Consider the following 26,007-nt stretch of genomic DNA (forward strand, 5'->3'; position numbering starts at 1 on the left):
TATACTATTATTTCAACTCTTTTATAATATCTAAAATCACCATTTCAGATACTCTTTTAGAGAATTCTAATGAATAGGAATCACTATCTTTTTGCCAAACAGCTAAGGTGTATCCATTCATATCTCCCTTAATGGTTACCTCATAATCGTCAATTTTACATTTCTTTTCCATAGAATATTCATTGTAGTTACCACTTATATCTTCATTACCAACTGCTTTTCTATATACAAGTTCTTCTTCATCATTTGAATACGTTATCTCGGCTAACTCTCCCCAATACAGAGTGTATGTGGTCTTTTCAATACTAAAAGGAACGTTCTTTACCTCCGAAATCTCAAATCCCGCATTTTGACTTAGTTCAACAATTGAATTATACTCCACTATATCTGGCACTACTTGTTCAACTAAATTCTCACCATTATTAAATACTAGTTTTCCTCCAATAATTCCAATACATATGATTGCTAAGCAAGCCGCTATAGATATAATTCTTCGATATTGATAATATGAACTACGATTTGTTGTTTCGGTAGTAAAATCTGTTTCATCAATTTTTCTCATAATTCTATCATGTATCACTTCTGTTACTTGAATATTATCCATAATTTTATTATATCTACCCTTCAAAATCATACGCCTCCTTTAGAATCAATTTGAGCTTTCCTCTTGCTCGATGTAAGAGGGAGCGGACTGTCCGCTCATTCTTCCCTAGTAGCGAAGCAATCTGACTAGTGGAATATCCCTCATGATAATAGAGGTGTGTTACTTCACGATACTTTACAGGTAGGCTTTTAACCGCTTCCCATACAAACACTAAATCTTCTTTTTCTTCACCTATCAATTCTTCCCTTAGTTCATCTGTAGTTCTAATCTTGTTATATCTAATCTTGTTTTTACATATATTAATTGCAACACGCATAACCCATGCTTTTTCGTGTACTGTCGATTCAAACATTGGTCTATCTTTAATAAAATGTATTATCGTATCTTGCAAAACATCTTCTGCATCACTAGCATTATGCAAATAAGAATATGCCATTCGTAATACAGAATTACCATAATCGTTAAGTAGATGTTCTGCTTGTTTGTTTATTTCAGCTTTCGTTACTACATGATCCAAGACTTTACAATCTTCTTTTAGTAGAAAGTAAAATCTTGTTCTTGCCGCTAATAAAAGCTCACAAAATACTAGCATTACTCGTGTCACAAAAGGTATATTTAGTCTTTGATTTATACATACATTATTCATAACCGCTCCTACATAATATGAAGTGCGACACCAATTTCCACAGTGTCGCGCTTCACTATTCCTTTTATTCTATCCCTTTTACCATATCAATAATTACGTTGCTATCGATACCTGCTTCTCCACTGTTCATAACAATTGAATAAGTATAATCTCCGTCTTGCCAAACAGCCACATTAATCTTGTCGCCGCTTCCTTTTAATGTTACACTTTGATTGTTAACTTCTACCGTAGATATCTCATCATACTGTGTATAATCACCACTTATATCATCCGTTCCTTTTCCCTTACGAATACATAATTTATCTTCTCCATTATCGTAAGTGATATCAATCATCTCATCCTGAATTGCACTGATATTCTTATCAGAAAATCCTTCTGGTACTTTCTCTGGTATCACAAGATCAAATCCAGCAAGTTTTTCTGCTTCCTCAATTGTCTCACACTCCGCAAATGGATTAGGAATTTGAGTATTCTCTCCAACAGGCTCTGTTGGTACTTTAGTCTCCTTACCACAACCTGTCATTGACGCTACCATCACTAATGCCATTACGCATTTCATCATTTTCTTCATATTATCATTCCCTTTCTTCTTGGTCAACGGTCTAATATGGTCATTCTTAAAATTGGCTCCGTTGGCCCGATATCCATAAATAGTAACCATTATTCTTAACGGTTCTATCTTATATACACTTGAGAAGTTAGAAATGTTGCAATTTATTTATAAATTTTTCAACCCATAAAAAATAGGCCACTGTTTCCTTCTAATATGAAACGGTGACCTAAAGTCTAATAAATTATTGCAAATCTGAGCACGTCAGCATTTGATTCTTCAACGCAAAATCTTAGAAGCCGTAACCCCTTCTAGTACTACTGGTGATCGCGGAAGTAATCCAAGTACCTTTTCCAGTTCCTTATTTATCCTCTAAGGCAATACCGTTCTTTTCACCCAATTCAGTGCTAAGAGGTATGGTAAACATAAACTGCGCCCCACCTTCTGGGCGATTGTTTGCATATATCTCGCCTCCATGAGCTTTAATTATGGTGCTACAAATAGAGAGTCCGATTCCCAAATTTCTCGTCGAATCCCTACACGGGGCATCTGGCGTAATCGCAGATTTAAATAGCAATGGAAGAATCTTTTCATCTATTCCCGGACCAGTATCGCTTACTATAAAACTCACAAAGCCCTCCATCTCCTTAACTTCTATTGCCACATCCGATCTTTGGCCAAGCGCATGTCTTTGTGAATTTTCCAAAAGATTAATAATAACTTGAGAAATTAACATAACATCTACCGGAAGCAAAATCACATCGTCAGGCAGTTTTACAGTAATTTTGGCATTAGGAAAGCGTTTTCGAAAAGTTAGTACAGCTCCTTCTATAATCTCTTCTAGGATTTCTTCCGATTTATAAATCACCATATTGTTCTTCTGAACCTTCGTAATAGATAATATGTTCTCAATCATATTAAGAAGCCACTGAGAATCACTTTGTATTCCCTCTATCAGTTTGGTCCGTTCATCATAAGGGATCTTCTCCCCTTCTTCTAATAAAGTAGAACTAGCCCCCATAATTCCTGTAAGCGGTGTTCTTAAATCGTGAGATATACTTCTTAGAAAACTGTTCTTTCCCTTTTCCGTTTCTATCATCACATTAACTTCTTGTTGCTCTACCGTAAGACGATACATTCTAATTGCTTGAGCTGTTTGTTCCGCTATAATTTCTAAAAATATCTTTTGCTTCTTATTCAATTCTCTTGCCAGAAAAGCAAAAGCAAAAACCCCATATGTAATGTTCTGTGTAACAACTGGTAAAAAGTAGCCATAGTCTTTATCCTCTAAGGCTTCCTGTTTATCTGCCGCTTGCCGTACTAGATTAGCTACTCCCTCTCTCTTAAAATAATCAATGTCTACATCATTTTTCACACGAATAAAATAAGGATTTAATTTGTCCGTTGGTTTAATTTCTTCAAAAAATGCTATGGAATGCACCAGCTCATCTGTGAGGTATTCCATCGAGTATCCTATGATGGTATCCATATCTCTTGTAGATAGAAGCTTACGATTAATACTGTATAACAATTCAGCATGTTGACGCTTTTGCTTAGCCTCCTTCGCCTGTGCCTTAATCCTATTAGTAATCGTGCTACTAGTAAATACTACAAGTAGTAGAATAATCAGTGTTACTGGAAAGTTCACAGTAAAACTAAAACCTAATCTTGGAGAAATTATTAGAAAATCATATACAAATACACCGATAACTGCTGATAACACACCATAAATATATCCCTCTGTAACCGCCGTAATAATAAATATTGCCATAGACATAATAATGTTTATGTTCTGATATCCAAAATCATAGCGATAAAGAATTTCACAAATAAGTAATGAACTACAAAGGACACCGAGAGAAAAAAAACTATTTTTAACTTTACTCTTATTCAATATTACCCACCCTACACTTTTAAATTTTTTTCTTGTGCTTATATTATCTTGTATTATATCATAAGTTTAGTATACCAGCTATATGAATAACTTACTACCCATAACAAGAGAGACTAAAGCCATATAAGAATATACTACAATTGTAATCCTTGGTAACAGATGTCTCTCTAGCTCCTTTGTTAAGAAATGTTCCCTTTTATTAAGTCATGGTTCTATTGACAATTTATTCAACAACATTATAATTTAAAATTACCAATTAAATCTCTAAGTTTATTAGCAAGTTCAGATAAATTATCACTGGCCGCTGCAATCTCTTCTACCGAAGCTGTCTGTTCTTCCGTCGACGCAGATGCCTCTTCGGCTGCAGCTGCGTTTTCCTCTGCTATTGCAGATAAATTCTCTATTATTTCTAAAATGTCCTGTCTCATAGAATTCATTTCATTTCCCTGAGAGCTTAAAATCTTAACTGCCTCCATAGTCGTTTGCATTGCTTCTTCAATTAATTTATATTTACATTTACTGTTTGTAACACTGATTGCTTGCTCGTTTGATATGGTTGTTACTCTATGCATCGTTTGTACCGCATTCTTAGTATTGTTTTGAAGTTCATTTACTATTTCATTGATTTCTTGCGTTGAACTTGCTGATTGTTCTGCTAGTTTTCTTATTTCCTCTGCCACGACCGCAAACCCTTTTCCAGCTTCTCCAGCTCTTGCTGCCTCTATTGCAGCATTTAAGGATAATAAATTTGTCTGTGATGCTATAGATTCTATTACATTACTTGCCTCTACAATACGCATGGAACTTTCATTTGTTTGCATTATGACACTATATATTTCTTCTACCGCCATTGTATTTTCCTGCGTTATTTTTCCTAATAAATCAATTTCATTCAGACCTGCCTTTACTACTTTTGTTACATCATTCGAGGAATCATTTACATTTCCAATATAGTGCTGAACTTTCTCAATCGTTTCCCCTAACTGCGAAGCTTTTAATGATCCAACTTCTGTATGTTTTGCCTGCTCGGAAGCTCCTTGAGCTATGTCCTCTACGACCTTTGCAACCTCCTGAGACGAGTTGGCAGTCTGTTGAGAAGTTATGGATAAATTTTGGGAATCCGTAGACAAATGGGAAGAAGAGTTGTTAATTTCATAAATAATATTCTTAAACCCTTGTGTTATACTTAGCAATGCTTTTGATAAATCACCTATCTCATCTTTTTTGCTTATATATTTTACATCAATATCTTCCGAAAGATTTAACGCAGCGATTTTATTCGCATAATTTACCGTATGAATAATTGGCCTGGAAATAGAATTACCAATGCTATACGTTATAATAATACTGATAATAAGTACGAATATGACAATTGCAAATATCATATTTTGTAATGATCGTATTGGCTCTAATATTTCACTTTCACTAGCGGCCAATATAAATGTCCAATCCGTACCTGGTATAGAGCAAAAACTGACATACTGTCTTGTTCCATTAAAACTATAGTTACCTGTTCCATGTTCTTCGGTAATTGCCTTTCTCATAGTTGCTGCCAATTCTTCCAAGCTTTTATCATTTTCTACCTCTTTAATAGAATTATATTGACTATTTACTAAATCGATATTTTTGTGACCTATTACAGTTCCCTCATTATTAACGATAAACCCATACCCTTCTTTTCCATATCCGGTATCTGCAGCCATCTCACTTAAAGCGCTTCCATCTCTACGTCCTAGTAGCGCACCTACCACCTTATTATCCTTAACGATAGGAACTGCTTGTACTAAAACAAGTTCATTTGTCATAGGACTAATCGTAAAATTAATTACCGCCTCTGTTCCTTCTAATACATTTAAAATCGGATCTGACTCCGGTAACTGGATGGATTCGTTATTGCTATATACTACAGTTCTATCCAAGTGAATAACTCCAAGTTCAGAAAAACCCATTTCCTTCAACATATTTACCAGAATTGGCTGTTGCAAGACTCCATCCATACTTCTTATTTCATCTATTGCCGCAATTGTTTCCAACCTTTTGTTTTGAGTTTCTAGTCTGCTGTATTCTAGTTTGGCCGCATCATTCGCCAATGTTATCATTGTACTTTCTGCTTCCTTTGTAATAATGTTACTGGCTACCTTTATACTCATAACTCCTAAAGTAATTGACGATAGTAAAACTATCATCGTAAAATACAATATTAATTTTACTCTAATGCTTTCTTTTTTTCCTGAGTTCGTCTTTTTCATTCTTTTGTTTTCCTCCCTATTTGCATATTAAATCTTGCACAGATCATGATATATACATTATAATAATTCTCATTAATAAAGCTTTTTATTATAATGTATTACATACTGGAGATTATAGTCGAAAAAAAGATCTATAGAAATAGTAAAGCTGGAAATGTCAATGACATTGACATGACAAAAAGAAGGAGCAAAACTTTGAACAATGATATGACCTTTGGCATGTGCCTCAAATTAATACTGACAACATTTAACATACGCATGAGCCAATTAGCAAAAGCTATAAATGTTGATAGTTCTCTAGTGAATCGATGGGTGCATGAAAAAAGAATACCAGCCTATACCTACTTGGATAGTATTGCTGGATATTTAAACAAATTTCCAGCCAATCCAATGCAGCTACAGATACTGGGCGAATTATACAAAAACGTAGAACGAATCCCCCCTCCAGACACAGATAGTAATATAGATAAGATTTATTGGATACTACATAATTCTTTAAACAACTCTTCACGCTTGCAAAACAAAAAGATTAATTTTTCAAATAAAGAAGCTGTGAATCTTGGACTTAATAATGCTATAAGCTTATCTAATCAAGATAAATTACTTTATGGCATTGAAAATATTTATTATGCTTTTCTATCTTTATTGAGCCTGGCTATACTAGACACAAACAATAAAAATAAAAAAATATACCTATCTTACCATAATAATTTAGATAGCCTTATATTTACTGATAACAACTTAAATATACTAAAACAAAAGCTCTTAGAAGCGATTAAGAACGATTGGCAAATCACATTCATACTACGACTAGATAGTAGTATAGGCAGTATAATTCGATTCATTCATTTTGTTTTACCTTTAATTAAAACCGGTAAACTTAAACTGTTTTACTTAACTAATTACGAGAGCTTCATGACCAGAAAGGAATTATATATAGTATCCGCAATAGGTGCCCTATCCTGTTTTCCTTCTGATTCTTATTCAGGTATTGACTGTGCATTTTATCTTACTAACACCTCCGCTATCGATGTATTTACCAATTATGCCGATTTACTAATTGCAAACAATGCCAATGATATAATTAAACATTACAAATCTGATATGAATGGAATCTATTATTCCACTCTAACCGAAGTAAGCGAGAAAAGAGGAAATCAGTATAGCTACAATAATAGCTTTAGCAAATTATTATTACCAGAGAATATGTATCTAAAGTTTATTAATCAAACAGATTTGTCCGAACAGGAAAAAGAGCTATCCATATATTATTATAAAAAACAATATGAAGGTTTTTATAATAACCTTCACATTCATAACTTTATGGATATCTACTTTATATCCATATTAGATAAATTATGTGAAGAAAAAAGATTATATCTATATACATACGCAGGAATTAAAATTATAACAATGGAAAGCCAGGATATTATTGATTACCTGAAATACGTTATATATATTATAAAAACATATTCTACTTATCAAATAGCAATGGTTTATCATGATAGTAATGACTTTATCCAAAATATTACCCTGCTTATTAAAGAAAGACAATTGGTACTTTTGGAAGTATTCGATACCAAACGTGAATCTGACGTTCGTTTGTCTATTAATGATCCAGTGATTGTAAATGCATTTGTAACCTATTACAATTCACTTTGGCAAAAAATATCTCCTATTAACAAGGATAAACAGGATATTATTTTGCTAATAGAGGAGTATATCAAAGTTTTATACAAAGAGCTCCAATAGTTCTATAAAGTTCATTGCTACATGTTCCTTAACGTCTGGAGGCTGTTGCATTTCAATGCATTCTATCTGAAAAATATTATAGATGTTCAAGCTATATTTTGTAACAGTCTCTTTATTTTTAACTTACACAAAACTCATCTCTTAGAACGATACAAACTGGTATTCTTATCCAAATACTACATCCCAGAGTTAAAACGTTTCACTCAATTATTGATTTATTTTAATAGTATTTTACAACAGTTTGTATATATTTTTTATTATTTATTATTTTTCTTTGTTGCTTTTTTAATATTTTAATGGTAATATTATAAAAAAGTAATAAATTAGTATATTTTCACATGTATTTTCCATTTTGTTTTTGCATTACTTATCACTTCTAAACATTATATTACTGCATAAATTTATTTTTTTAGGATTATATTAAAACGTTTTAATATAATTGTAGCTTTATTGGGAACTAAGAGAATCTTTGTGATTCCAAAAGATTTATAGGCAAAGATACACTTTCTATACAGCCTAGAATCTCACAATTCACTTTGATAATTTAAAGGGAGGTTTACACAATGAAAAAGAAACATTTTCTCACCAAAGGGCTGAGTGCCCTGCTTAGTCTGACTATAACAGTCGGCTTATTATTCACAGGTACCGCATTATCACCTACACCAACCGTTAAGGCTTCGGTTAGTCTTACTTCTGCAGACTTTTTGAAGACTAACAAAACTTCAATTAAGAAGAATTACGGGAACGGTGATTCTGTGTATCTAAGAGGAACCAATGCTGGCGGTTGGCTTGTACAAGAACATTGGATGAATCCAACCAACGCTAGTGACCAGAAGACCATGATGAATACGTTAAAGAACCGTTTTGGTACCACTGTTCGTGATGAACTAATTGCTGTTTATGAAGATAATTATTGGACAGAGCAAGATTTTGATAACTGTGCTGCTATGGGTATGAGTGTTATACGTCTTCCCTTTACTTACATGAATCTATGTGATGATAACGGCAACTTAAAATCCAATGCTTGGAATCGTCTGGATTGGTTCGTAAACAACTGTAGTCAACGCGGAATCTATGTAATTCTTGATCTACATGGTGCATTTGGGTCCCAAAATGGCATGGACCACTCTGGTGAAATTAATGATGGTAAACAACTGTACTGGAATCAAACAAACCGCTCCAAAACTTTGTGGTTATGGGAAAAAATTGCCGAACATTTTAACGGTAATCCAGCTATCGCCGCTTATGATATCTTAAACGAACCAGGAGTTAAAGCTGCGGCAACTACAAGTGTACAATGGGATTTCTACAACGAAATCTATAATACAATTCGATCAAAAGATTCCGATCATATTATTATTATGGAATCCTGCTGGGATGCCAATGACTTACCGCATCCTTCTACATATGGCTGGAGTAACGTTGCTTACGAATATCATTATTATCCATGGGATCATGTTACCAGCGCTTCTGGTCAAGCTTCTTATACGGCAAGTAAAGTAAACGATATTGCGAACCATAATTACGGTGTCCCTACTTTCGTTGGTGAATTTACTTGCTTTGATGTAGAAGATGCTTGGAAAAACACAATGTCCACCTACAACAAACAAGGTTGGCACTGGACAACATGGACGTACAAAGTAACTGGAAACAGCTCTTGGGGTATCTATAATCATAGTCCAAGTACTGTAGATATCTATAATGATTCAGCGGCTACCATAAGACAAAAATGGTCCACTGTAGGAACCAATAATGCATGGGTAAATACCAAGATATACAATGTTATCAAATCTTATCTTCCTGGAACAATAGATTCTGGAAATCCATCGGGTGGTTTGCTAACTGACGGTGAATATTATATTACCTCCATTGCCAATGGTGGTGTTGTATGCGCTGAAAATAGTGGTTCCGATCCTCTCATTGCCAATCGTGAATCTTGTAGTGGAGCTTGGGAAACACTTATTCTACAAAATAATAGCGACGGTACGGTTTCTTTTAAATCTGCTGCAAACAATAAATATGTGTGTGCGGTAATTGACGAAGAAAACCAGCTTCTTGCTAGGAGTCAATCAATCGGCACTTGGGAGAAGTTTAAGCTTGTCTCGATTGCCACTGGTGAATACGCCATTCAGGCCGTAGCAAACAACAAATATATTCAGTCCGATTTAAACAAACAGGGCAAATTAACAGCTACTAGCAGTTCCGTAGCTGGAGCTTGGGAAGCATTTAAAATCACACGGGTAGGAAGTTCTTCTGACCTTACTTATGATCCTAATGCTGGGGAAACTGGTGCTGACTTCTACATAGATGCAAATTATAGTGGGCATTCCACAAACCTAAAACCAGGAAAATATAATTATAATGATATGGTTTCAAAAGGAATTACAAATGATTCCATATCATCAGTAAAAGTTCCAAAGGGCTATAAGATCACACTATACAACGATGCTGATTTTAAAGGAAGTAAAAAGGTTCTTCTTTCAGATGCCTCTTCTCTTGGCGACTTTAATGATAAAACTTCTGCTATTGTTATTGAAAAAATCACTTATGCAACCTTGGGTAATGGCGATTACTGCATCACATCAATTCAAAATGGCAAGGTTGTCTGTGCGGAAAACAATGGAAGTAATCCACTTGTTGCAAACCGCGACTCCTGTAGCGGTGCATGGGAAACCTTATATATAGAAAACAACTCCGATGGTACGGTATCATTCAAATCAAGAGCGAATGGAAAATATGTTTGTGCCGTTATTGATGAAGACAATCAACTTCTCCCAAGAAGTAGCACTATTGGTACATGGGAGAAATTCTATCTTGAAAAAATTACGGACACCCAATATGCTATCTATTCAGTTGCTAATTGTAAGTATGTTCAAATAAATCAAAACAGTAAACTACATGCCATTAGTGAAACAGTTGCTGGTGCGTGGGAGGCCTTTCTTGTTACAAGTGTGAATTAGGTCTTTAACTATTGAAAGTTCATATAGCTTAAGAATTCATCCATTGTAATCCAAGAAAAAAATAAAAAACCAAGAAAGTGATTCTCTATAACAAGTAAATGGTACACGTTATAGATATTTAACTTCTTGGTTTTTTATAGAAAACTAACTACATAGCAAACAGTGTTTACATTGGGACTCGAGGGTTATATCGTTTAGAATAACTTCAGATACTCACCATATCCCTCTTTCTCCATCTTCTTCTTGGGAATAAACTTTAAGGAGGCACTATTGATACAATATCTTAATCCCCCTCTATCGATTGGACCATCTTCAAACACATGACCAAGATGTGAATCACCGGTTCTACTTCTTACTTCCGTTCGTATCATTCCATGGCTTTTATCAATAATACTCGTAATCAAATTGTTGTCAATTGGCTTCGAAAAACTCGGCCATCCACATCCTGACTCAAACTTATCATTTGATATAAAAAGTGGTTCACCAGTGGTAATATCTACATAGATTCCTTCCTCGAATTGATCAAAGTACTCATTTTTAAACGGAGGTTCCGTTGCATTATTCTGCGTCACAGCAAACTGCGTCTCAGTCAAGGTATTTTTTAGTTCATCTAGAGGTTTTTTCACAAATCTTTTACTAGAATCCACCGCCTTTTTAGCTTTCTCGAATTTGTCAGCTCCGATGTGGCAGTATCCCTCAGGATTTTTGTCTAAATATTTCTGATGATATTCCTCCGCTTTGTAGTAATTATCAAGGGGCTTTACTTCTATTGCAATTTTATCTTTATATTTTTTCTGAAGTTCGTTAATAGAGCCATGGATAATTGCCTCATCTTTATCATCGATATAATAGATTCCAGTTCTATACTGGGAACCAATATCACCACCTTGGCGATTGATACTTACTGGATTAATTACATCATAATAAAGTTCCAATATATAAAGTAACCCAATTCTGTCATCATCATATTCTACTTTTACTGTTTCTGCATGTCCTGTATTATTGTAGCACACTTCTTTGTATGTTGGATTAACCGTATTTCCATTGGCATATCCGACCTCTGTAGACAGAACACCAGGAATGTTTTCTAGATACTTTTCTGTTCCCCAAAAGCATCCACCAGCTAGGTAAATTTCTTTTTTCATAGGATTAAATCTCCTTTCTTTGTATATGAGTTTAGTCAATTGCGAAACTCTTTTCCACATAGCATACATATCTTACATTCTTAACAAACCTGTGCTTACGTATCCATAAATATAATTAAATTCGAATATTATACTCATCAATCAAGTTCACCGCTGACTTTACTATCTGTGCTGTCATTCCCCAGATAATCCATTTCTCATAATGGTAAAATAAAATCTCATACGTACCTTTTGCCCATGGATAATTTTCCCCTCCCGTTATACGTTCATAAGGAAAATCCTTAGGAGGCTCATGATTTAATTTACTCTCAAACTTCTCAGGCTGCTTATTACGAAAGAAGTCTAATGGTACTTTAATCACTTCAGCTACCTCATCCGTACTAAATGTATCCCGATACTCTCTTATTATACCGATATAGGAATGTATCATTAGGTTGAAAGGCGAAATATAGATATCTCCTGGTCCTAACACCTCAATTTGTTGCCTTGTAACTAGTAGTTCTTCTACTGTTTCACGAACAGAGCACTCCTGCAAGGTTTCGCCTGTTTCATGTTTTCCACCTGGGAAGCAGATTTCTCCGGGTTGGTATCTTAATTTACTGGATCTCTTTTCAAACAACAGATACGTTATTCCATCTATATCAATCATGGGAACCAAAACTGCATACTGCCTGAATTCTTCTTCTCCAATGATTCCAGGTTGCCTTATTAAAAATTGTTCTTTCTTCAAAACAATCGCCTCCTTTGTGGTTTTGATTAAGCCCAGATCTCATATCAGGCATTCATATCACTGAAAACACAATATTCTTTCTATCTTAATAACCACTCTTGTGCATCTTCTGCATTATTGTAAAATCTAATATCAGTTCCTTTATTCAATTCCAGAGCCAATTCTTTAAATCTGTCGTTCATTGTTCTTTCTTCATTAATTATAAATACTACCTTTATCTTATAATTAATGATTTTCTGCAAAAACATTCCAAACAACTTTGTCTTCAAATCATAGAATTCATCTGCAATTATTCTACCATCAATCATTACTGAATTTATCCCACTTTCAAAACATGCTGATATGATATCTAACATATCAGCTTCTGAATGTATCTTTGATTCTATTTCGTTAAACATAATATAACTTTTATCCTCTTTATTAACAACGTTATATTTCATCATTCTGACCCTCCATTTCATTAGCTTCTACAAGCATTGCAATATCATCTAAGAATTCTTTTGTCATATCAATATTTGCCCATAGAATAATTCTTAGTCTATTGGTATTTTCATTGTATTTTATATTAATTGTCTGTCCCTGTAGCCTTTCATCTTTACAATTCATAATTGCTAAGAGAGTATTGGATACTCTAAAATAAGTATCTTTACTTATATTTTTTAAATCTACGACGCTGGAAACTTTAATTTCATTATTCATTTCTAATTTATCCTTAGCTTTAGAAAACTCTACTTCTTCATCAAAGGTAGGCACTTCATTCTCTATCGTCGAATTCTTGTTTTCTGTGAATACTTCTAAATCTATCTGGGATATTCTCCATTGCTTCCCAACCTTATTCGCTTTGAGCTTACCTTCTTTTATGAACTTTCTTACTGTTTTATGATGAATATCTAAAACTTCTGCGACCTGATCTATTGTATAAAATTTATTCTCCATTTTAAGCTTCCTCTTTCCAGATGATATGCTTATAGTATAGTTTTATTTCACTAATGTCAATACCTTATTGCACTTTAATGTATTTTGTTGAGTCTTATTGAACTTTATTCCCTTTTCAACTTTTGATTGTTATGAGTACACATATTGCTTGTATCAAAACATTCATCTAAAAAAAGAGTCATTTCATCAAATTGATAAAATAACTCTTTCTACATATTCAATAACCGCTTAGCCTTTTCTCTGTGTCTTCCAACTTGATACTAAAACTCTTTATACATTTCCTTCTTAACACCACAGACTGGGCATTTATCTGGAGCTTCATCAAGAATGGTATGTCCACAAATCGGGCAGATATATACATTGGTCAATTCTATGTCTTTCCCTTCTCTTGCACAATCTTGAGCTTTCTTAAATAAGTCTGCGTGGATTTTTTCAGCCTCTAAGGCATAATGGAAGGAGCGTTCAGCACCTTTTTCTTCTTGAAACTGAGCTGTGTTCAGATAAACTGGATACATCTGCTCTACTTCATGAAGTTCTCCATCAATTGCTCCTTGTAGATTGTCTACAGTCTTTCCAGTACCAAACTCTGCACCAGCTGTTACAGTAGCACCTTGAGTTTCTCCAGCAATTACATTGAAATGATTATTCGCATGTACTTGTTCCGCATAAGCAATCGCAATAAAGAGCTTTGCAATATTAGGAAAACCCTCCTTTTCTGCCATGGTTGCCCAAGTAAGGTATCTCATATGCGCCATACTTTCGCCACCGTACGCTGAATGTAAAAATTCACTTGTCATTGCATTTTTTACTGCCATTGTTTCATTCCTCCTATATAATTTTATTTAATCAAGGGCTATTACTTTATAACAATAACAGCCCCGGTTTAACAAGAACTATATTACGCAAAAAACTCTTTATACAAATTCCTGTATTAAACTTTGTATTACCTTCCTATCTGTCTTTTGATCTAGTAGAGGCTCTTTTCCTGCTAAAACAATATTCTTCTTATGAAAGTCTTCTTTTTCTTCTTTGTATAATACACCAATCGGTATTTTTTCATCAAACTCCATTGCTCTCTTCATAGCTTCCACCCGATCTGTAGGATCATAATCAGCTTCTAATTGATATACTCTATTTTTATAATAAGCAAAAGTATTGATCTTGTTATACGTTACACATGGTTGCAAGATATCAACCATCGCATATCCCTTGTATGAAATTGCTTCTTTCATAATTTGTTTCAAATGCTCCCTATCTCCACTAAATGCTCTGGCAACGAAACCAGCCCCTGCTGCAATTGCCAACAATATTGGATTAAGAGGTGAATTTATACTACCAGTAACTTGAACACCAGTAATCTGACCTTCTGCAGTCGTAGGAGAGGCCTGCCCTTTCGTTAATCCATATATCTGATTATCATGTATAAAATGTGTTATATCAACGTTTCTACGTATATTATGTAAAAAATGATTACCGCCTTCACCATATGAATCGCCATCGCCAGTATTAACAATCACTGTTAGCTTTTCATTAGCAATCTTTGCGGCTGCCGCTGCTGGAAGTGACCTACCATGTAAACCGCAGAAGCTATTTCCACTAAGATATTGAGGTGTCTTTGCAGCCTGGCCAATTCCACCAACTAATAGTACTTCATGTGGGTCTTTTCCTAATTCTTCTAAGGTTGACTTTAAGCTTGATAAGATTCCAAAGTTACCACATCCAGGGCACCACGCTGTTTGAAAGGTTTGAAAATCTCCCATATTACCTAACACCTCCTTGTTGTATTCTTTCCACGATTTCCTCTCCAGATATCTGACGTCCATCGTATTTTAAAATACTTCTATCAAAAACAATTCCCGTTTGCTCTCTAATCAATCCCCCTAGCTGACCAGTTGCATTTTGCTCTATATTAATCAACTGTTTAGCTTGAGTTGCTTTCTCAATTAATAATTTTTTTGGTAATGGGAATACATCTCCAAAAATCAAAGCTCCGTACTTACCTGGCTCTTTCTCATTCAGTACCCCTACTGCCTCTCTAATTGGACCATAGGTAGAACCCCAGCCAACCAATAAGGTATCAAAGGATTCTTCACCAATAAATTCTGGTTCTTGTAATTCTTCCATTAACTTATCAAGCTTTCGCATACGTTTATCCATCATCTGGATTCGTTCTTCTGATGATTCGATTATGAAACCTCGTTCATCATGCTCATCACTATCTGCGGAAACAAGATTCTTTGTTTTTCCTGGAATTAATCTTGGTGAGATACCATCCTCAGTAATCCTATATCGTAAATATTCCCCTTCTTTGTACTCCTCCCCGCATGGTTCAGCAACTTGAATATCACTGAGATCATATGGTTCCACCGTAGCCGTGGAGTCTCCTAAATATTGATCACTTAATACTATTACTGGTATCTGATATCGTTCCGCAAGATCAAATGCTCGAATCGTTTGATAAAATGCATCTGTATGATTACGAAGCGCTATTACCATTCTTGGGAATTCACCTTGAGCAGCAGAGATAACAAATTTCAAATCACTTTGCTCTGTTCTAGTTGGAAGTCCGGTTGCTGGACCCGGGCGCTGAACATCGATAACAACTAATGGTATCTCTGCGATTCCTGATAACCCTAGAGCTTCTACCTTCAAACAAAAACCTCCACCAGACGTACCAGTCATTGCTCTAGCTCCTGCAAAGGAAGCTCCAATTGCCATATTAATTCCTGCAATTTCATCCTCTGCTTGCTCCACAACAATACCAGCTTCAACACTTTTTGATGCTAAAAATTCCATTACTGCTGTAGATGGTGACATTGGATAAGCAGAATAAAATTTCACCCCAGCTGCCAATGCACCAAGGCCAACCGCTTTACTTCCAGATAAAATCATATAGTCACCAGTTGTACCTTCAAGAAATCTGAATCTAGTATCTACACTTTCATAGCCAATACGTACGGCTTTTACATTCATCTCCAAATAAGCTTCTTTTACAAGATGCTTCATGGTCTCATCCACATGGCCTAATCCGATTCCGAAAAGTTTTAAAACTGCACCAATTGCAATACTTCCCGATACTTTTGGATTGCCAAGCTCCTTTGCCATACTATCCATGTTTAATTTGATGGCTTTTTCATTTTCTGTTTTTAATTTGGTATCACAAAGGATAAATCCATCCTTGTTTAACTCTTTATTATGTATCTCTACGGTATCATCATCCAGTGCTATAATGCCATCCAACTTAGCACTGTGTGAAAAGATTGGTTCATTCCCAAATCTTATAATTGAAAAGTTATGACCACCGCGTACTCGAGACATAAAGTCTCTCATTGTAAATACATAGTATCCTGCTTTTTTTAAAAGCATCTCAAGGTTTGCAGCTGTAGTATCTATTCCTTGCCCAGCTGCTCCTCCTACTAAAATATTATACATCAAAGCACCTCCTTAATTATGTGTTTATTATATTATATTCCTCATTTTTCTTGAAATCAACCTTCAATGCGGATAATTTATATGATTATTATCTTTTTACACATAAGATAACAGTTAATTTAGCAATCATTAACCATGCTGAAATCCCACTGAGCCATACCATTTAATTCTATATAAACATCTACTTGTTTATGTCAACTATTTCTCTAACATCATTTTAAACGTCTTTGCAACTTAAAGTCCTGTTACGGTAACACTCATCAATGACAACGATATACGAATCAGCGATAAATACAAACAAGAGCCACCCGTTCTATAAACAGATGACTCTCGTAATTCTTTATATCTATTCAGATCTTAATGCTTCTACTGCATCTTTTTTAGATGCCATTCTGGCTGGGATATGTCCCCCCAAAACCGTTAATATTGTACTAATTACAACAAGTAATACGGCATGTTCTGGTCTTAATTTTGCTACATTCTCTAAATCTGTCATGTTGTATAATACAGAGTTAATTGGGAAGGTAAGTAACCATGCAATTACAATACCAAGTATTCCTGAGAATAAACCTAATATAAAGGTTTCCGCATCGAATACTCGTGTAATATCTTTCTTTCTCGCACCAAGTGCTCTTAATACTCCAATTTCCTTCGTTCTCTCTAGCACTGATGTATAAGTAATAATGCATATCATAATTAAACTTACAACTAATGAGATTGCTGCAAAAGCGACTAATACAATCGTAATCGCATCCATAATACCACTTGTCATATTCGACATCGTTCCTGCCATATCGGTATAAACAATTGCATCATCTGAATCCTTATCTTCGTTATAGGTATCAAGATAATCTAATACAAGATCTTTGTTCTCAAATGTTTCTGGATACACCATAATCATATAAGGAATCGATGTTCCTCCTAGATACCCTAAAAATTGTGACTTTGCAGTAGCATCATCAAAATTTTGCATTGTCATAACATTTACATCACTGTCTTCTTGTGCTTTAACAATATCCGATTCTTCATTTAATTCGATTATCTTACCTGCTAAATTGTCGCTGTAAGCAATACCTGTTGATAACACTCCAATGGTAACATTTGATTTTTGTCTTACAACTGCTGCAATTTTTATGTCTATCGCATCTTTTGAATCATACATTGTTTGATAATCTGTAGCTGGTATATAATTACCCATATCCGTCTTAACATAATACTCATTGTTCGGTATGATCTTCATCTCTGTTCCAACGATATCATCAAAGTCTATCGTTTCTACATCTTTTGTATCAAATCCTAAAGCTTCCATAACATTTTGCGGTATTCTGTTCTTCTCATCGATTACTAGAACTACTTCGTTATCGTTAGCTGGATACTCTCCTGCCAATACATCGTAAGTTTTTTCAAGATACGATTTACTGCTATCTGCTAACTGTTTGGGATATGAGGAGAGTCCTAATGACATTGTAGCAGATGACATCATTGATGACATCCCATTATCGTTAGAGGACGCACTTGCTATACTAACTGGCACGACTCCTTTATCTGTGTTTCTTACCATATTAAGATTAACAAGTCTTGTATAACCTAAGCTACCACAGATTTCTGGATTAATTGATTCTAGATACTCCATAAATTCATCTGTGAAAACATTGGTATGTATCTGTGTATTCTCAGATGGATCGTATAAATATACCTTGTCAGTATCTTCAAACTCAGCTGTCCCCTTCACTACTGCCATTCTATCATTTGCTAATTTGTGCATCGTTTCTTCGTCTATCTCTTGCGTGCTTTGCGTGATAATAATCGGCATGTCTGCCATCGCATCCGATTGAAATTGTAATATCTGTTCTTTAAATCCTGATGATAAACTTAAGATAACCGCGATACCTATAATACCTATACTGGATGCAAATGAAGTTAAAAATGTTCTTCCCTTCTTAGTCTTTAAGTTATTAAGAGATAATCCAAATGCTGTTTTAAATCTCATGGCAGTCTTCTTAAGATTAAACTGATCCTCTTTCGGTCTTTCCTGATGAGGGTTTGTATCGTCTATGATATTACCATCTTTGAATCTAATAATTCTATCTGCGTACTGCTCTGCTAACTCAGGGTTATGTGTAACCATAATTACTAGTCTGTCTCCAGCAACTTTCTTAATCAAATCCATTATCTGAACACTAGTGGCAGTATCAAGTGCACCTGTTGGTTCATCACATAATAGTATCTCTGGATCATTAGCAAGTGCTCTTGCTATGGCAACTCTTTGCATCTGGCCACCTGATAGCTGATTCGGTTTCTTGTGCAGATGGTCTTTAAGGCCGACTTCCTCTAACACTTGGATTGCTCTTTTATGTTTCTGCTCTTTCGATACTCCACTAAGTGTCATGCCAAGTTCAACATTTTCGACAATACTAAGATGCATAATAAGATTGTAACTTTGGAATATAAATCCAACCGAGTTATTTCTATATGAATCCCATTCGATATCTTTAAAGTCTTTTGTTTTCTTACCTTTGATTACCAGATCCCCAGAATCATATTTATCTAGTCCACCTATAATATTTAGGCAAGTTGTTTTTCCTGATCCACTTGTACCTAGAATGGCTACGAATTCCTTCTCCCTAAACGCTACGCTGATATCATCAAGGGCTATCGTATCCATATCTCCCACATGGTAAACCTTACGTATGTTTTTTAGTTCTAACATATTTACCTCCCGCTTACTATTAGTCTGTTTTTAAAAGTTTTGACTCGAGTGTCATAAGGCATTAACACATGAATCAAGTTTTATAACTTCGTATATAGTATTCTCAATAGATTAATCTGTCAACGTTATTTATATTTATTTAATGAATCGTTCTGATAATTTAATAATTACCGTTTTTAACCATGTCACACTACAATTCTGTTCCTAGTGTTTTAAAGTATCATAGAAAAACAAGCCACCAAAATGGGCGTGTTTCCATATGTATATTTATTCAGAATAATAAATAAAGTCTTTTTCCTCGAGTTCGTAATCAATTGAGGATTGCAAAAAAGATTCCTGTAGAATTATTCCTCATATCCTGTCATCCTTTCTCGATTATTTACTAAACAACAGTAGTCGTATAATACTATTGACTACACCACTGACATTTTATCACAAACTCCTTTAAATGGACATGCATCACTATCAATTATAATAAAAAGACTGCTGTAAGCAAAGTGTAGCTCGCTTACAGCAGCCTTGAAAAATTTAAATACAACAAACTAAATACTCTTAATCAACTATAAAATTGGACACGCCAACATTTTCAAAAACAATGATAGGTTTACACCAATATGTCTTGCAGCAGTTTTCAGATGATCTTACTTTTAAGACATAACAGCCTTCATAAGGAACATCAAATTCAAAGTAGCCACAACCTTTAATCTGTACACAGAATAGAAAAGTATTGATGTCGTCCACTCTCTCGAATAATTCCACCTCCCATTCATGGGCAATACAGCATTGGCAGCCCCAAATACAGCCTCTAATTATACCAGGTGTAATCAGACATTCCCGGCAAACCGGACATGGTTCTGGTATAGGGCATGGTTCTGGTTCCGGACACGTTGGGCAAACTGGACATGTTGGACAAACTGGGCAAGTTGGGCAAACCGGGCATGGTTCTGGCATAGGACAAGGTATTGGTTCTGGACACGTTGGGCAAACTGGACAAACTGGGCATGGTTCCGGTGTTGGACAAGGTCTAGGTTCTGGACACGTTGGGCAAACCGGGCATGGTTCTGGGGTTGGACAAGGTGTTGGTGTAGGGCAAACCGGGCATGGTTCTGGGGTTGGACAAGGTACTGGTGTAGGACACGTTGGGCATGGTTCCGGTGTCGGACAAGGTGTCGGCGTAGGACAAGGTGGTGGCGTAGGACAAGGTGTCGGTGTAGGACAAGGTGTTGGTGTAGGGCAAGGTGTCGGTGTAGGACAAGGTGTCGGTGTTGGACAAGGTGTCGGTGTAGGGCAAGTCGGGCATTCAGGTACTTCTGGGGCCGGAACCTCTGGGGCTGGAACCTCTGGAGCTGGAACCTCTGGGGATGGTGCTATAGCTTGACAATTCACTCCTCCAACAAATGGGAAATAATGAAATTCGAAGCCGCTTGCAGCATTAACAGCAAAAGATCCTAGAGCAGCGTTACCGCTTACATGGCCACCTGTGGAGTGTGCATGGAACATGGCTTGTGGTGCCAATATGCTTCCCCAGATATCAGAAGATTTTTCCATGTAAATATTAGTTGCATCCTCAAACACATACAAGGTCTGAGCTGCTTTACTTCTTTCCCCATAAACGCCGTATTGCAGATGAGCATTTGCTCCCGTCCTTAGCCTTACAATAACTCTACTTCCTTCTGGAACTTCCGCACGTATTCCTTTGTTGATCAAACCGTTTGGTCTTACATCAATAAGAAATACATTCTGTTCAGGGTCATTACCCCTTAAAATCCATTCGTAATTATTATCCACCACTCTTCCATTTGGATTTAAAGCTTCTATACAATTTTTATAGTATCCAATGCCCTCTCTGGCATCATTAAAGAATTTTGGTATGTTTGCACCTACCCTTCCTGCTGGTATATATCTTGGTACATCATAACTTGGAACCACATAGTGATCACCTTTATCTGTTGGCGTCCAATATTTGCTACCTCCATTGGCCTGATACAAAAATTTTAGTTGTTGTATTCCATTAGTCATACCATCTTTTCCGATCAGATAAGTGCTTCCCCTATCTGCACGGAATCCACCGCCGGCAACTACATGGCCGATAACAACCAAAGGGCCGCCCATTGATACATTACCTCCAACTAAAAAGCGTACTAAATTCGGTGAGTAATCAATTTTTCTGTAACCTCTTACTCTACCAAAACCAACACTCAGACCCCTTGGGCTGTAGAAATTTCCACCTATAGCCACCGGACCTTCAATATCTATAATGTTATTAGCATCATTAAATACAATAACATTAAATCCGGAGGCAGCACCAAAAGGCTGACCTTCAATATTATACCAGTTTATATCATCATAAGGTAATCCAGCACTTTTCATGGCTTCATCACTAAAACTGATATTATCCATATAAACTCCTTTAAATCGCTTGCATTGCAACAAGTTTTATTCTTAGTTCAGTTTATTCTACTTGAAATGGTTCTGTGCAAGTTTCTATGCAATCGGAGTAAATTTTATGATAATATTAGTTTATTTTTCACCATACAGGATATAACGAACACTTTATCCAATGATATATCTGTAATTTACGAACTTTATTATTTTAAATCCATTTCTGCCATTACGCTTGACTTCATAAAGCCAATATGAAATTTAAATTGATATAGATTTCATAACCATATTTTCAGTGCATAAAATAGTTTATATCAATCTATTTATCTGAGGTATACTAAAAACTTAGCTGCCAGACGAACCACAATAGATTGAGCTGTTTAACAGTTGACTCAAAAAATATAATAAGTGAGGGCTTTATAATGGAATTCATGATTATGGTAGAACCAGGTGTTAGGGTATATGTGAACGATATTAATCCATCCGGTAATAAAACAATTATATTTCTTCACGGCTGGCCAGCCAATTACCGATTATTTGAATATCAATATAATATTCTGCCACATATGGGATATCGTTGTATAGGCATTGATACGAGAGGTTTTGGTAACTCAGATAAACCATGGAGTGGCTACAGTTACGATAGCTTAGCAGATGATATTTTAGAGGTTATTAAAACATTGGATTTAAATAATGTTACCTTGTTGGGACACTCTACAGCCGGAGCTGTTGCTATCCGGTATATGGCGCGCCATAACGGTTTTGGAGTCTCAAAGCTTGTGCTTTGCGCTGCCGCCGCACCCAGCCTTATAAAGCGTCCAAACTTTCCTTACGGGCAGAATAAAGAGGATATTGAAAAAGTTTTTATTCAGGGCGCTTATGATGACCGTCCTAATATGTTAGAAAACTTCGGTAGAATATTTTTCTATAAGCAAGTGTCACCGCCATTTTCCGATTGGCTCTTCCAAATGGGATTACAGGCAGCTAGCTATGCAACGATTGCTATTTCTAAAGACTGGATTACAGAAGAATTGTTTAGTGATCTGCCAAAGATACATGTTCCAACGTTAATTATGCATGGTATTCATGACCAAGTTGTTCCGTATCAATTGGGCGTTGTACAGAATCAGGGAATTAGAAACTCAAAACTGATAACATTTGAGAATAGTGGACACGGATTATTCTATGATGAGATGGACAAATTTAATAGGGAGTTGACGCAATTTGTAGGATGACTTTTTTAATAGTATCTTCACGCATATCATAAATGATCAACTTCTTCTTTTGTTCCATGTAAACTTCTCCGTAACACCCCACTGATTCAAAAAAGCAAGACCTTCTTCTTGGCAAAAAGTCTTGCTTTTTTCTGGTTCTATGATAAATGTTCTGTCGGAAAGGCAACGTTAAAAATCAAATTGGTGTGGTCCTCACATCGCCTCGCGAATTATTTGAAGTACCTTCTCTCTGTCCTTCAAATTTCCCACAATATCATACTTTGCAGCCTCAATAACTAGAAGTGGTGAAAGATTATAATTTGAGAAGTAATCCTCGTATTCTTTATTAAGGTTCTCCCAGTAATCTCTTTCAACTATCTGCTCATAGTCACGGCCTCTTTTCTTAATGCGCTCTATTGCGGAGTCAGTATCAATTTTAAGATAAATCATAAGCTTAGGAGCCTCTACATGATCTAGCATATTGGTCAAAAGATCTCGATATAATATAAATTCATCCTTCTCCATATCCCCCTTTTCATAGAGCATTTTAGCAAATATCATATCACCATAGATACTCCGGTCCATGAGGCTTGGTTCTCCCGATTCTGAGGCCTGTTTCAGCATCTCAAATCTTCGATTAAGAAAGTATATCTGAAGCGGAAAGGCATATCTCTTTCTATCATAATAGAACTTGTCCAGTAAAGGATTCTCCTGTACAGGCTCTTGGAAACAAGGTATCTTCATCTCTTCCGATAACATCTCCATATATGACGTCTTTCCGGCACCGACAACAGCATCTATAACAATAGTTTCATTGGGCTTATTTTTTTTAATCATATTAAAAAACTCCTTATACACAAACATCCTCCTTAGGTTTCTTCATTTAATAACATCTATTCAATACAAATGCGCTTCTTACCAATTACGTTGTAATATTTATTATTTTATTTAATATATACAATATATTGTATAACGTCAATAGTTTTCAACATTATATTGTATTTTCTATCTAGCAATTTCTTCCACTGTGATTCAGTTTTACACGTATTGATTGAATGTACGTATAATTTTCTCTTCACAATTAAAAGGGGAACATGTTCCTAATGCAAGAATTGGCTGGAGTCCAGGAAATTTTACTTTCTATAATCAGGTACAAAAGGATTGTTGGCAACTCTTATAAATATTACAAGCAGGAACCGTCCTTTGTCCAGTTCCTGCTTATGCTTATTATTATAGCTATTCAATTGGCTGATCATCATCAAATAAAGATGGGTTTTCCTTCAATAGCCCTATGACCCAGTCTGTCATTGGCTTCACTTCGACCACATAAGAAACAGCATCTCCGATTTTTACTTCCTTAGCAATCCCCATATGTAGCATCGGAATAAGCAGCTTGTCATAGTTCTTTGACACATTCCCACGGCTGAAGTAATGACCATGTAAATCTATTTCACTAGCCTCCCCATCTTCGGACAATAGTTTGATCTTCCTTGATTGAGGGTTAATACGGTCAGGAATATTCAGCCATTCTTCAATACTGTGAATATATGTATTGGTCTTAAGTGTGGCACCCAAGAATAGCAATTGTGCTTCCTCGTCGTATAGTCCTCCAAAGCAACCGTCTCGTGGACAAGGTGTAAGAACATCACCGTTTCGCAGAACATTGCTGTCACGCTGAACATAGGCTTGCGCCATGCTCCCTATGGCTGTTACTGAATGGGTAGGATGCATGGAGCGAATAGCATCTGCTCTTTTCATAAAAAGGTTGGGCAGTATTCCAACACAAGAAGGTTCTGTCTTGGGGTCATAGATACCGTCTTGTAGATTTTTATCAGACCATGAATGAGTTGGAAATAACAATAGCCCCTCTTTCATATATTCGATAAAGGCATCTAGAACCGTATCACCTCTGCCTTCTACCTCTCCAATCGCTTTCATTGAAGAATGGATGAGCAAAGTTCCTGTTTTTCTAATTCCTGATTGTTCAATATCTTTGATTAAAGTGTTTTTCGTATACATATGCAGTCCCTTCTCCTTCCGGAATGACATTATCAACAACAATACTATTGTACTATTAAAAGAGGGGCAATACAAGGGAATGCAGTATTTACTCCGATTTGAATTATAACAATAACAAATTACTACTTGACAATTAAAACCAAATCATATACTATGATATATATCACACGATATATATCGAATAATTTATGAAAGGATTAGATTAAATTGCCACCAAAAAATAAATTTACAAAAGAACAAATAATAGAGACTGCATTTGAGATTGCAAAAGAAGAGGGAATAGACAGCATTACAATAAGAAAAATAGCTGATAATTTGGGCAGTTCTATTGCACCAATTTATGTGAATTTTAAAGATGTAGAAGAATTAAAAGAAGCAGTGATTTCAAAAATATACGAGATTGGTAATTCTATACTACAAGAGCAAAATACCGGTGATGTATTCTTAAACATAGGAATAGCTAGCGTTAAGTTTGCTAAAGATTATAGCGTAATTTTTAAAGACCTAATTCTAAAAAACAATGGCTACTTAGATAACTACGATGAACAACTGGGCAATAACATCATTCAAGAAATGAAAAAAGATGAAGATCTGAAAGAGTTTTCAGAAGAAGAACTAAAAACACTTTTAATGAAAATGCAAGTATTTCAAGCAGGTCTATCCATAATGGCGACAAATGAATCGTTTGCTTTAAAATTGACTGATGAAAAAATTATAGAAATGTTAAGTGATACTGGCGAAGATATAGTAAATGGGATGAAAAACAGGAGGCTAGGAAGATAGT

At 35.5% G+C, this 26,007-nt stretch carries 20 protein-coding genes; 4 read left to right on the top strand and 16 right to left on the bottom strand.

Annotated elements, in window-relative coordinates:
- Positions 1–7: 7 nt before the first annotated feature.
- From BUB90_RS03070 to BUB90_RS03090, 5 genes are all read right to left on the bottom strand, one after another.
- Positions 8–628 carry a hypothetical protein gene (locus BUB90_RS03070; protein ID WP_139241693.1) on the bottom strand — a complete coding sequence of 207 codons (621 nt, stop codon included), beginning with the start codon at positions 626–628 and terminating at the stop codon, positions 8–10.
- Complete coding sequence (locus BUB90_RS03075; protein ID WP_242952471.1) at positions 618–1,250, bottom strand: RNA polymerase sigma factor; 633 nt, start codon at positions 1,248–1,250, stop codon at positions 618–620. Before BUB90_RS03075 ends, BUB90_RS03070 begins: the two co-directional genes overlap by 11 nt.
- Positions 1,251–1,314: 64 nt before the next feature.
- Positions 1,315–1,821, bottom strand: a complete 507-nt coding sequence (locus BUB90_RS03080; protein WP_170865430.1) for a DUF4367 domain-containing protein — start codon at positions 1,819–1,821, stop codon at positions 1,315–1,317.
- 340 nt (positions 1,822–2,161) lie between these two features.
- Complete coding sequence (locus BUB90_RS03085; RefSeq protein ID WP_073282699.1) at positions 2,162–3,694, bottom strand: sensor histidine kinase; 1,533 nt, start codon at positions 3,692–3,694, stop codon at positions 2,162–2,164.
- A gap of 236 nt (positions 3,695–3,930) precedes the next feature.
- A complete protein-coding gene (locus tag BUB90_RS03090) occupies positions 3,931–5,943 on the bottom strand; it encodes a methyl-accepting chemotaxis protein (RefSeq protein ID WP_073282702.1) in 2,013 nt (670 codons plus the stop codon).
- A gap of 195 nt (positions 5,944–6,138) precedes the next feature.
- On the opposite strand from BUB90_RS03090, the gene BUB90_RS03095 reads away from it, so the two are divergent.
- Together BUB90_RS03095 and BUB90_RS03100 are read left to right on the top strand one after the other, a co-directional pair.
- On the top strand, positions 6,139–7,695 hold the full coding sequence (locus BUB90_RS03095) for a helix-turn-helix domain-containing protein (protein WP_073282704.1): 1,557 nt from the start codon (positions 6,139–6,141) through the stop codon (positions 7,693–7,695).
- A gap of 563 nt (positions 7,696–8,258) precedes the next feature.
- Positions 8,259–10,655: a cellulase family glycosylhydrolase gene (locus tag BUB90_RS03100; RefSeq protein WP_073282706.1), complete on the top strand. Its 2,397-nt coding sequence runs from the start codon at positions 8,259–8,261 to the stop codon at positions 10,653–10,655.
- A gap of 194 nt (positions 10,656–10,849) precedes the next feature.
- Here BUB90_RS03100 and msrB read toward each other — a convergent pair whose 3' ends face one another.
- The 9 genes from msrB to BUB90_RS23040 form a co-directional block, all read right to left on the bottom strand.
- A complete protein-coding gene (gene msrB, locus BUB90_RS03105) occupies positions 10,850–11,800 on the bottom strand; it encodes a peptide-methionine (R)-S-oxide reductase MsrB (protein WP_073282710.1) in 951 nt (316 codons plus the stop codon).
- 115 nt (positions 11,801–11,915) lie between these two features.
- Positions 11,916–12,530 (bottom strand): NUDIX hydrolase, encoded by a 615-nt coding sequence (locus BUB90_RS03110; RefSeq protein ID WP_073282713.1) that lies wholly within the window; start codon positions 12,528–12,530, stop codon positions 11,916–11,918.
- A gap of 80 nt (positions 12,531–12,610) precedes the next feature.
- On the bottom strand, positions 12,611–12,973 hold the full coding sequence (locus BUB90_RS03115; protein WP_170865431.1) for a DUF4180 domain-containing protein: 363 nt from the start codon (positions 12,971–12,973) through the stop codon (positions 12,611–12,613).
- Positions 12,960–13,466 (bottom strand): helix-turn-helix domain-containing protein, encoded by a 507-nt coding sequence (locus BUB90_RS03120; RefSeq protein WP_073282716.1) that lies wholly within the window; start codon positions 13,464–13,466, stop codon positions 12,960–12,962. Before BUB90_RS03120 ends, BUB90_RS03115 begins: the two co-directional genes overlap by 14 nt.
- Positions 13,467–13,726: 260 nt before the next feature.
- Positions 13,727–14,281 (bottom strand): rubrerythrin family protein, encoded by a 555-nt coding sequence (locus tag BUB90_RS03125; protein WP_073282719.1) that lies wholly within the window; start codon positions 14,279–14,281, stop codon positions 13,727–13,729.
- Positions 14,282–14,380: 99 nt separating this feature from the next.
- Complete coding sequence (locus BUB90_RS03130; RefSeq protein WP_073282722.1) at positions 14,381–15,226, bottom strand: thiamine pyrophosphate-dependent enzyme; 846 nt, start codon at positions 15,224–15,226, stop codon at positions 14,381–14,383.
- Position 15,227: 1 nt separating this feature from the next.
- Positions 15,228–16,898 (bottom strand): 2-oxoacid:acceptor oxidoreductase subunit alpha, encoded by a 1,671-nt coding sequence (locus BUB90_RS03135; protein WP_073282725.1) that lies wholly within the window; start codon positions 16,896–16,898, stop codon positions 15,228–15,230.
- Between the two features lie 346 nt (positions 16,899–17,244).
- A complete protein-coding gene (locus BUB90_RS03140; RefSeq protein ID WP_073282729.1) occupies positions 17,245–19,608 on the bottom strand; it encodes an ABC transporter ATP-binding protein/permease in 2,364 nt (787 codons plus the stop codon).
- Positions 19,609–20,160: 552 nt separating this feature from the next.
- The gene (locus BUB90_RS23040) at positions 20,161–22,008 is read right to left on the bottom strand and encodes a collagen-binding domain-containing protein (RefSeq protein WP_084139060.1); all 1,848 of its coding nucleotides are present in this window, start codon (positions 22,006–22,008) and stop codon (positions 20,161–20,163) included.
- Positions 22,009–22,361: 353 nt separating this feature from the next.
- On the opposite strand from BUB90_RS23040, the gene BUB90_RS03155 reads away from it, so the two are divergent.
- A complete protein-coding gene (locus BUB90_RS03155) occupies positions 22,362–23,225 on the top strand; it encodes an alpha/beta fold hydrolase (protein WP_330393734.1) in 864 nt (287 codons plus the stop codon).
- Positions 23,226–23,417: 192 nt separating this feature from the next.
- Here BUB90_RS03155 and BUB90_RS03160 read toward each other — a convergent pair whose 3' ends face one another.
- Positions 23,418–24,041 carry a deoxynucleoside kinase gene (locus tag BUB90_RS03160; protein ID WP_207650236.1) on the bottom strand — a complete coding sequence of 208 codons (624 nt, stop codon included), beginning with the start codon at positions 24,039–24,041 and terminating at the stop codon, positions 23,418–23,420.
- Positions 24,042–24,440: 399 nt separating this feature from the next.
- On the bottom strand, positions 24,441–25,223 hold the full coding sequence (locus tag BUB90_RS03165; RefSeq protein ID WP_073282738.1) for an AAC(3) family N-acetyltransferase: 783 nt from the start codon (positions 25,221–25,223) through the stop codon (positions 24,441–24,443).
- Positions 25,224–25,430: 207 nt separating this feature from the next.
- On the opposite strand from BUB90_RS03165, the gene BUB90_RS03170 reads away from it, so the two are divergent.
- Positions 25,431–26,006 carry a TetR/AcrR family transcriptional regulator gene (locus tag BUB90_RS03170; protein WP_073282743.1) on the top strand — a complete coding sequence of 192 codons (576 nt, stop codon included), beginning with the start codon at positions 25,431–25,433 and terminating at the stop codon, positions 26,004–26,006.
- Position 26,007 lies beyond the last annotated feature (1 nt).

It is taken from the genome of Anaerosporobacter mobilis DSM 15930 (assembly GCF_900142955.1).
Classification (GTDB): Bacteria; Bacillota; Clostridia; order Lachnospirales; family Lachnospiraceae; genus Anaerosporobacter; species Anaerosporobacter mobilis.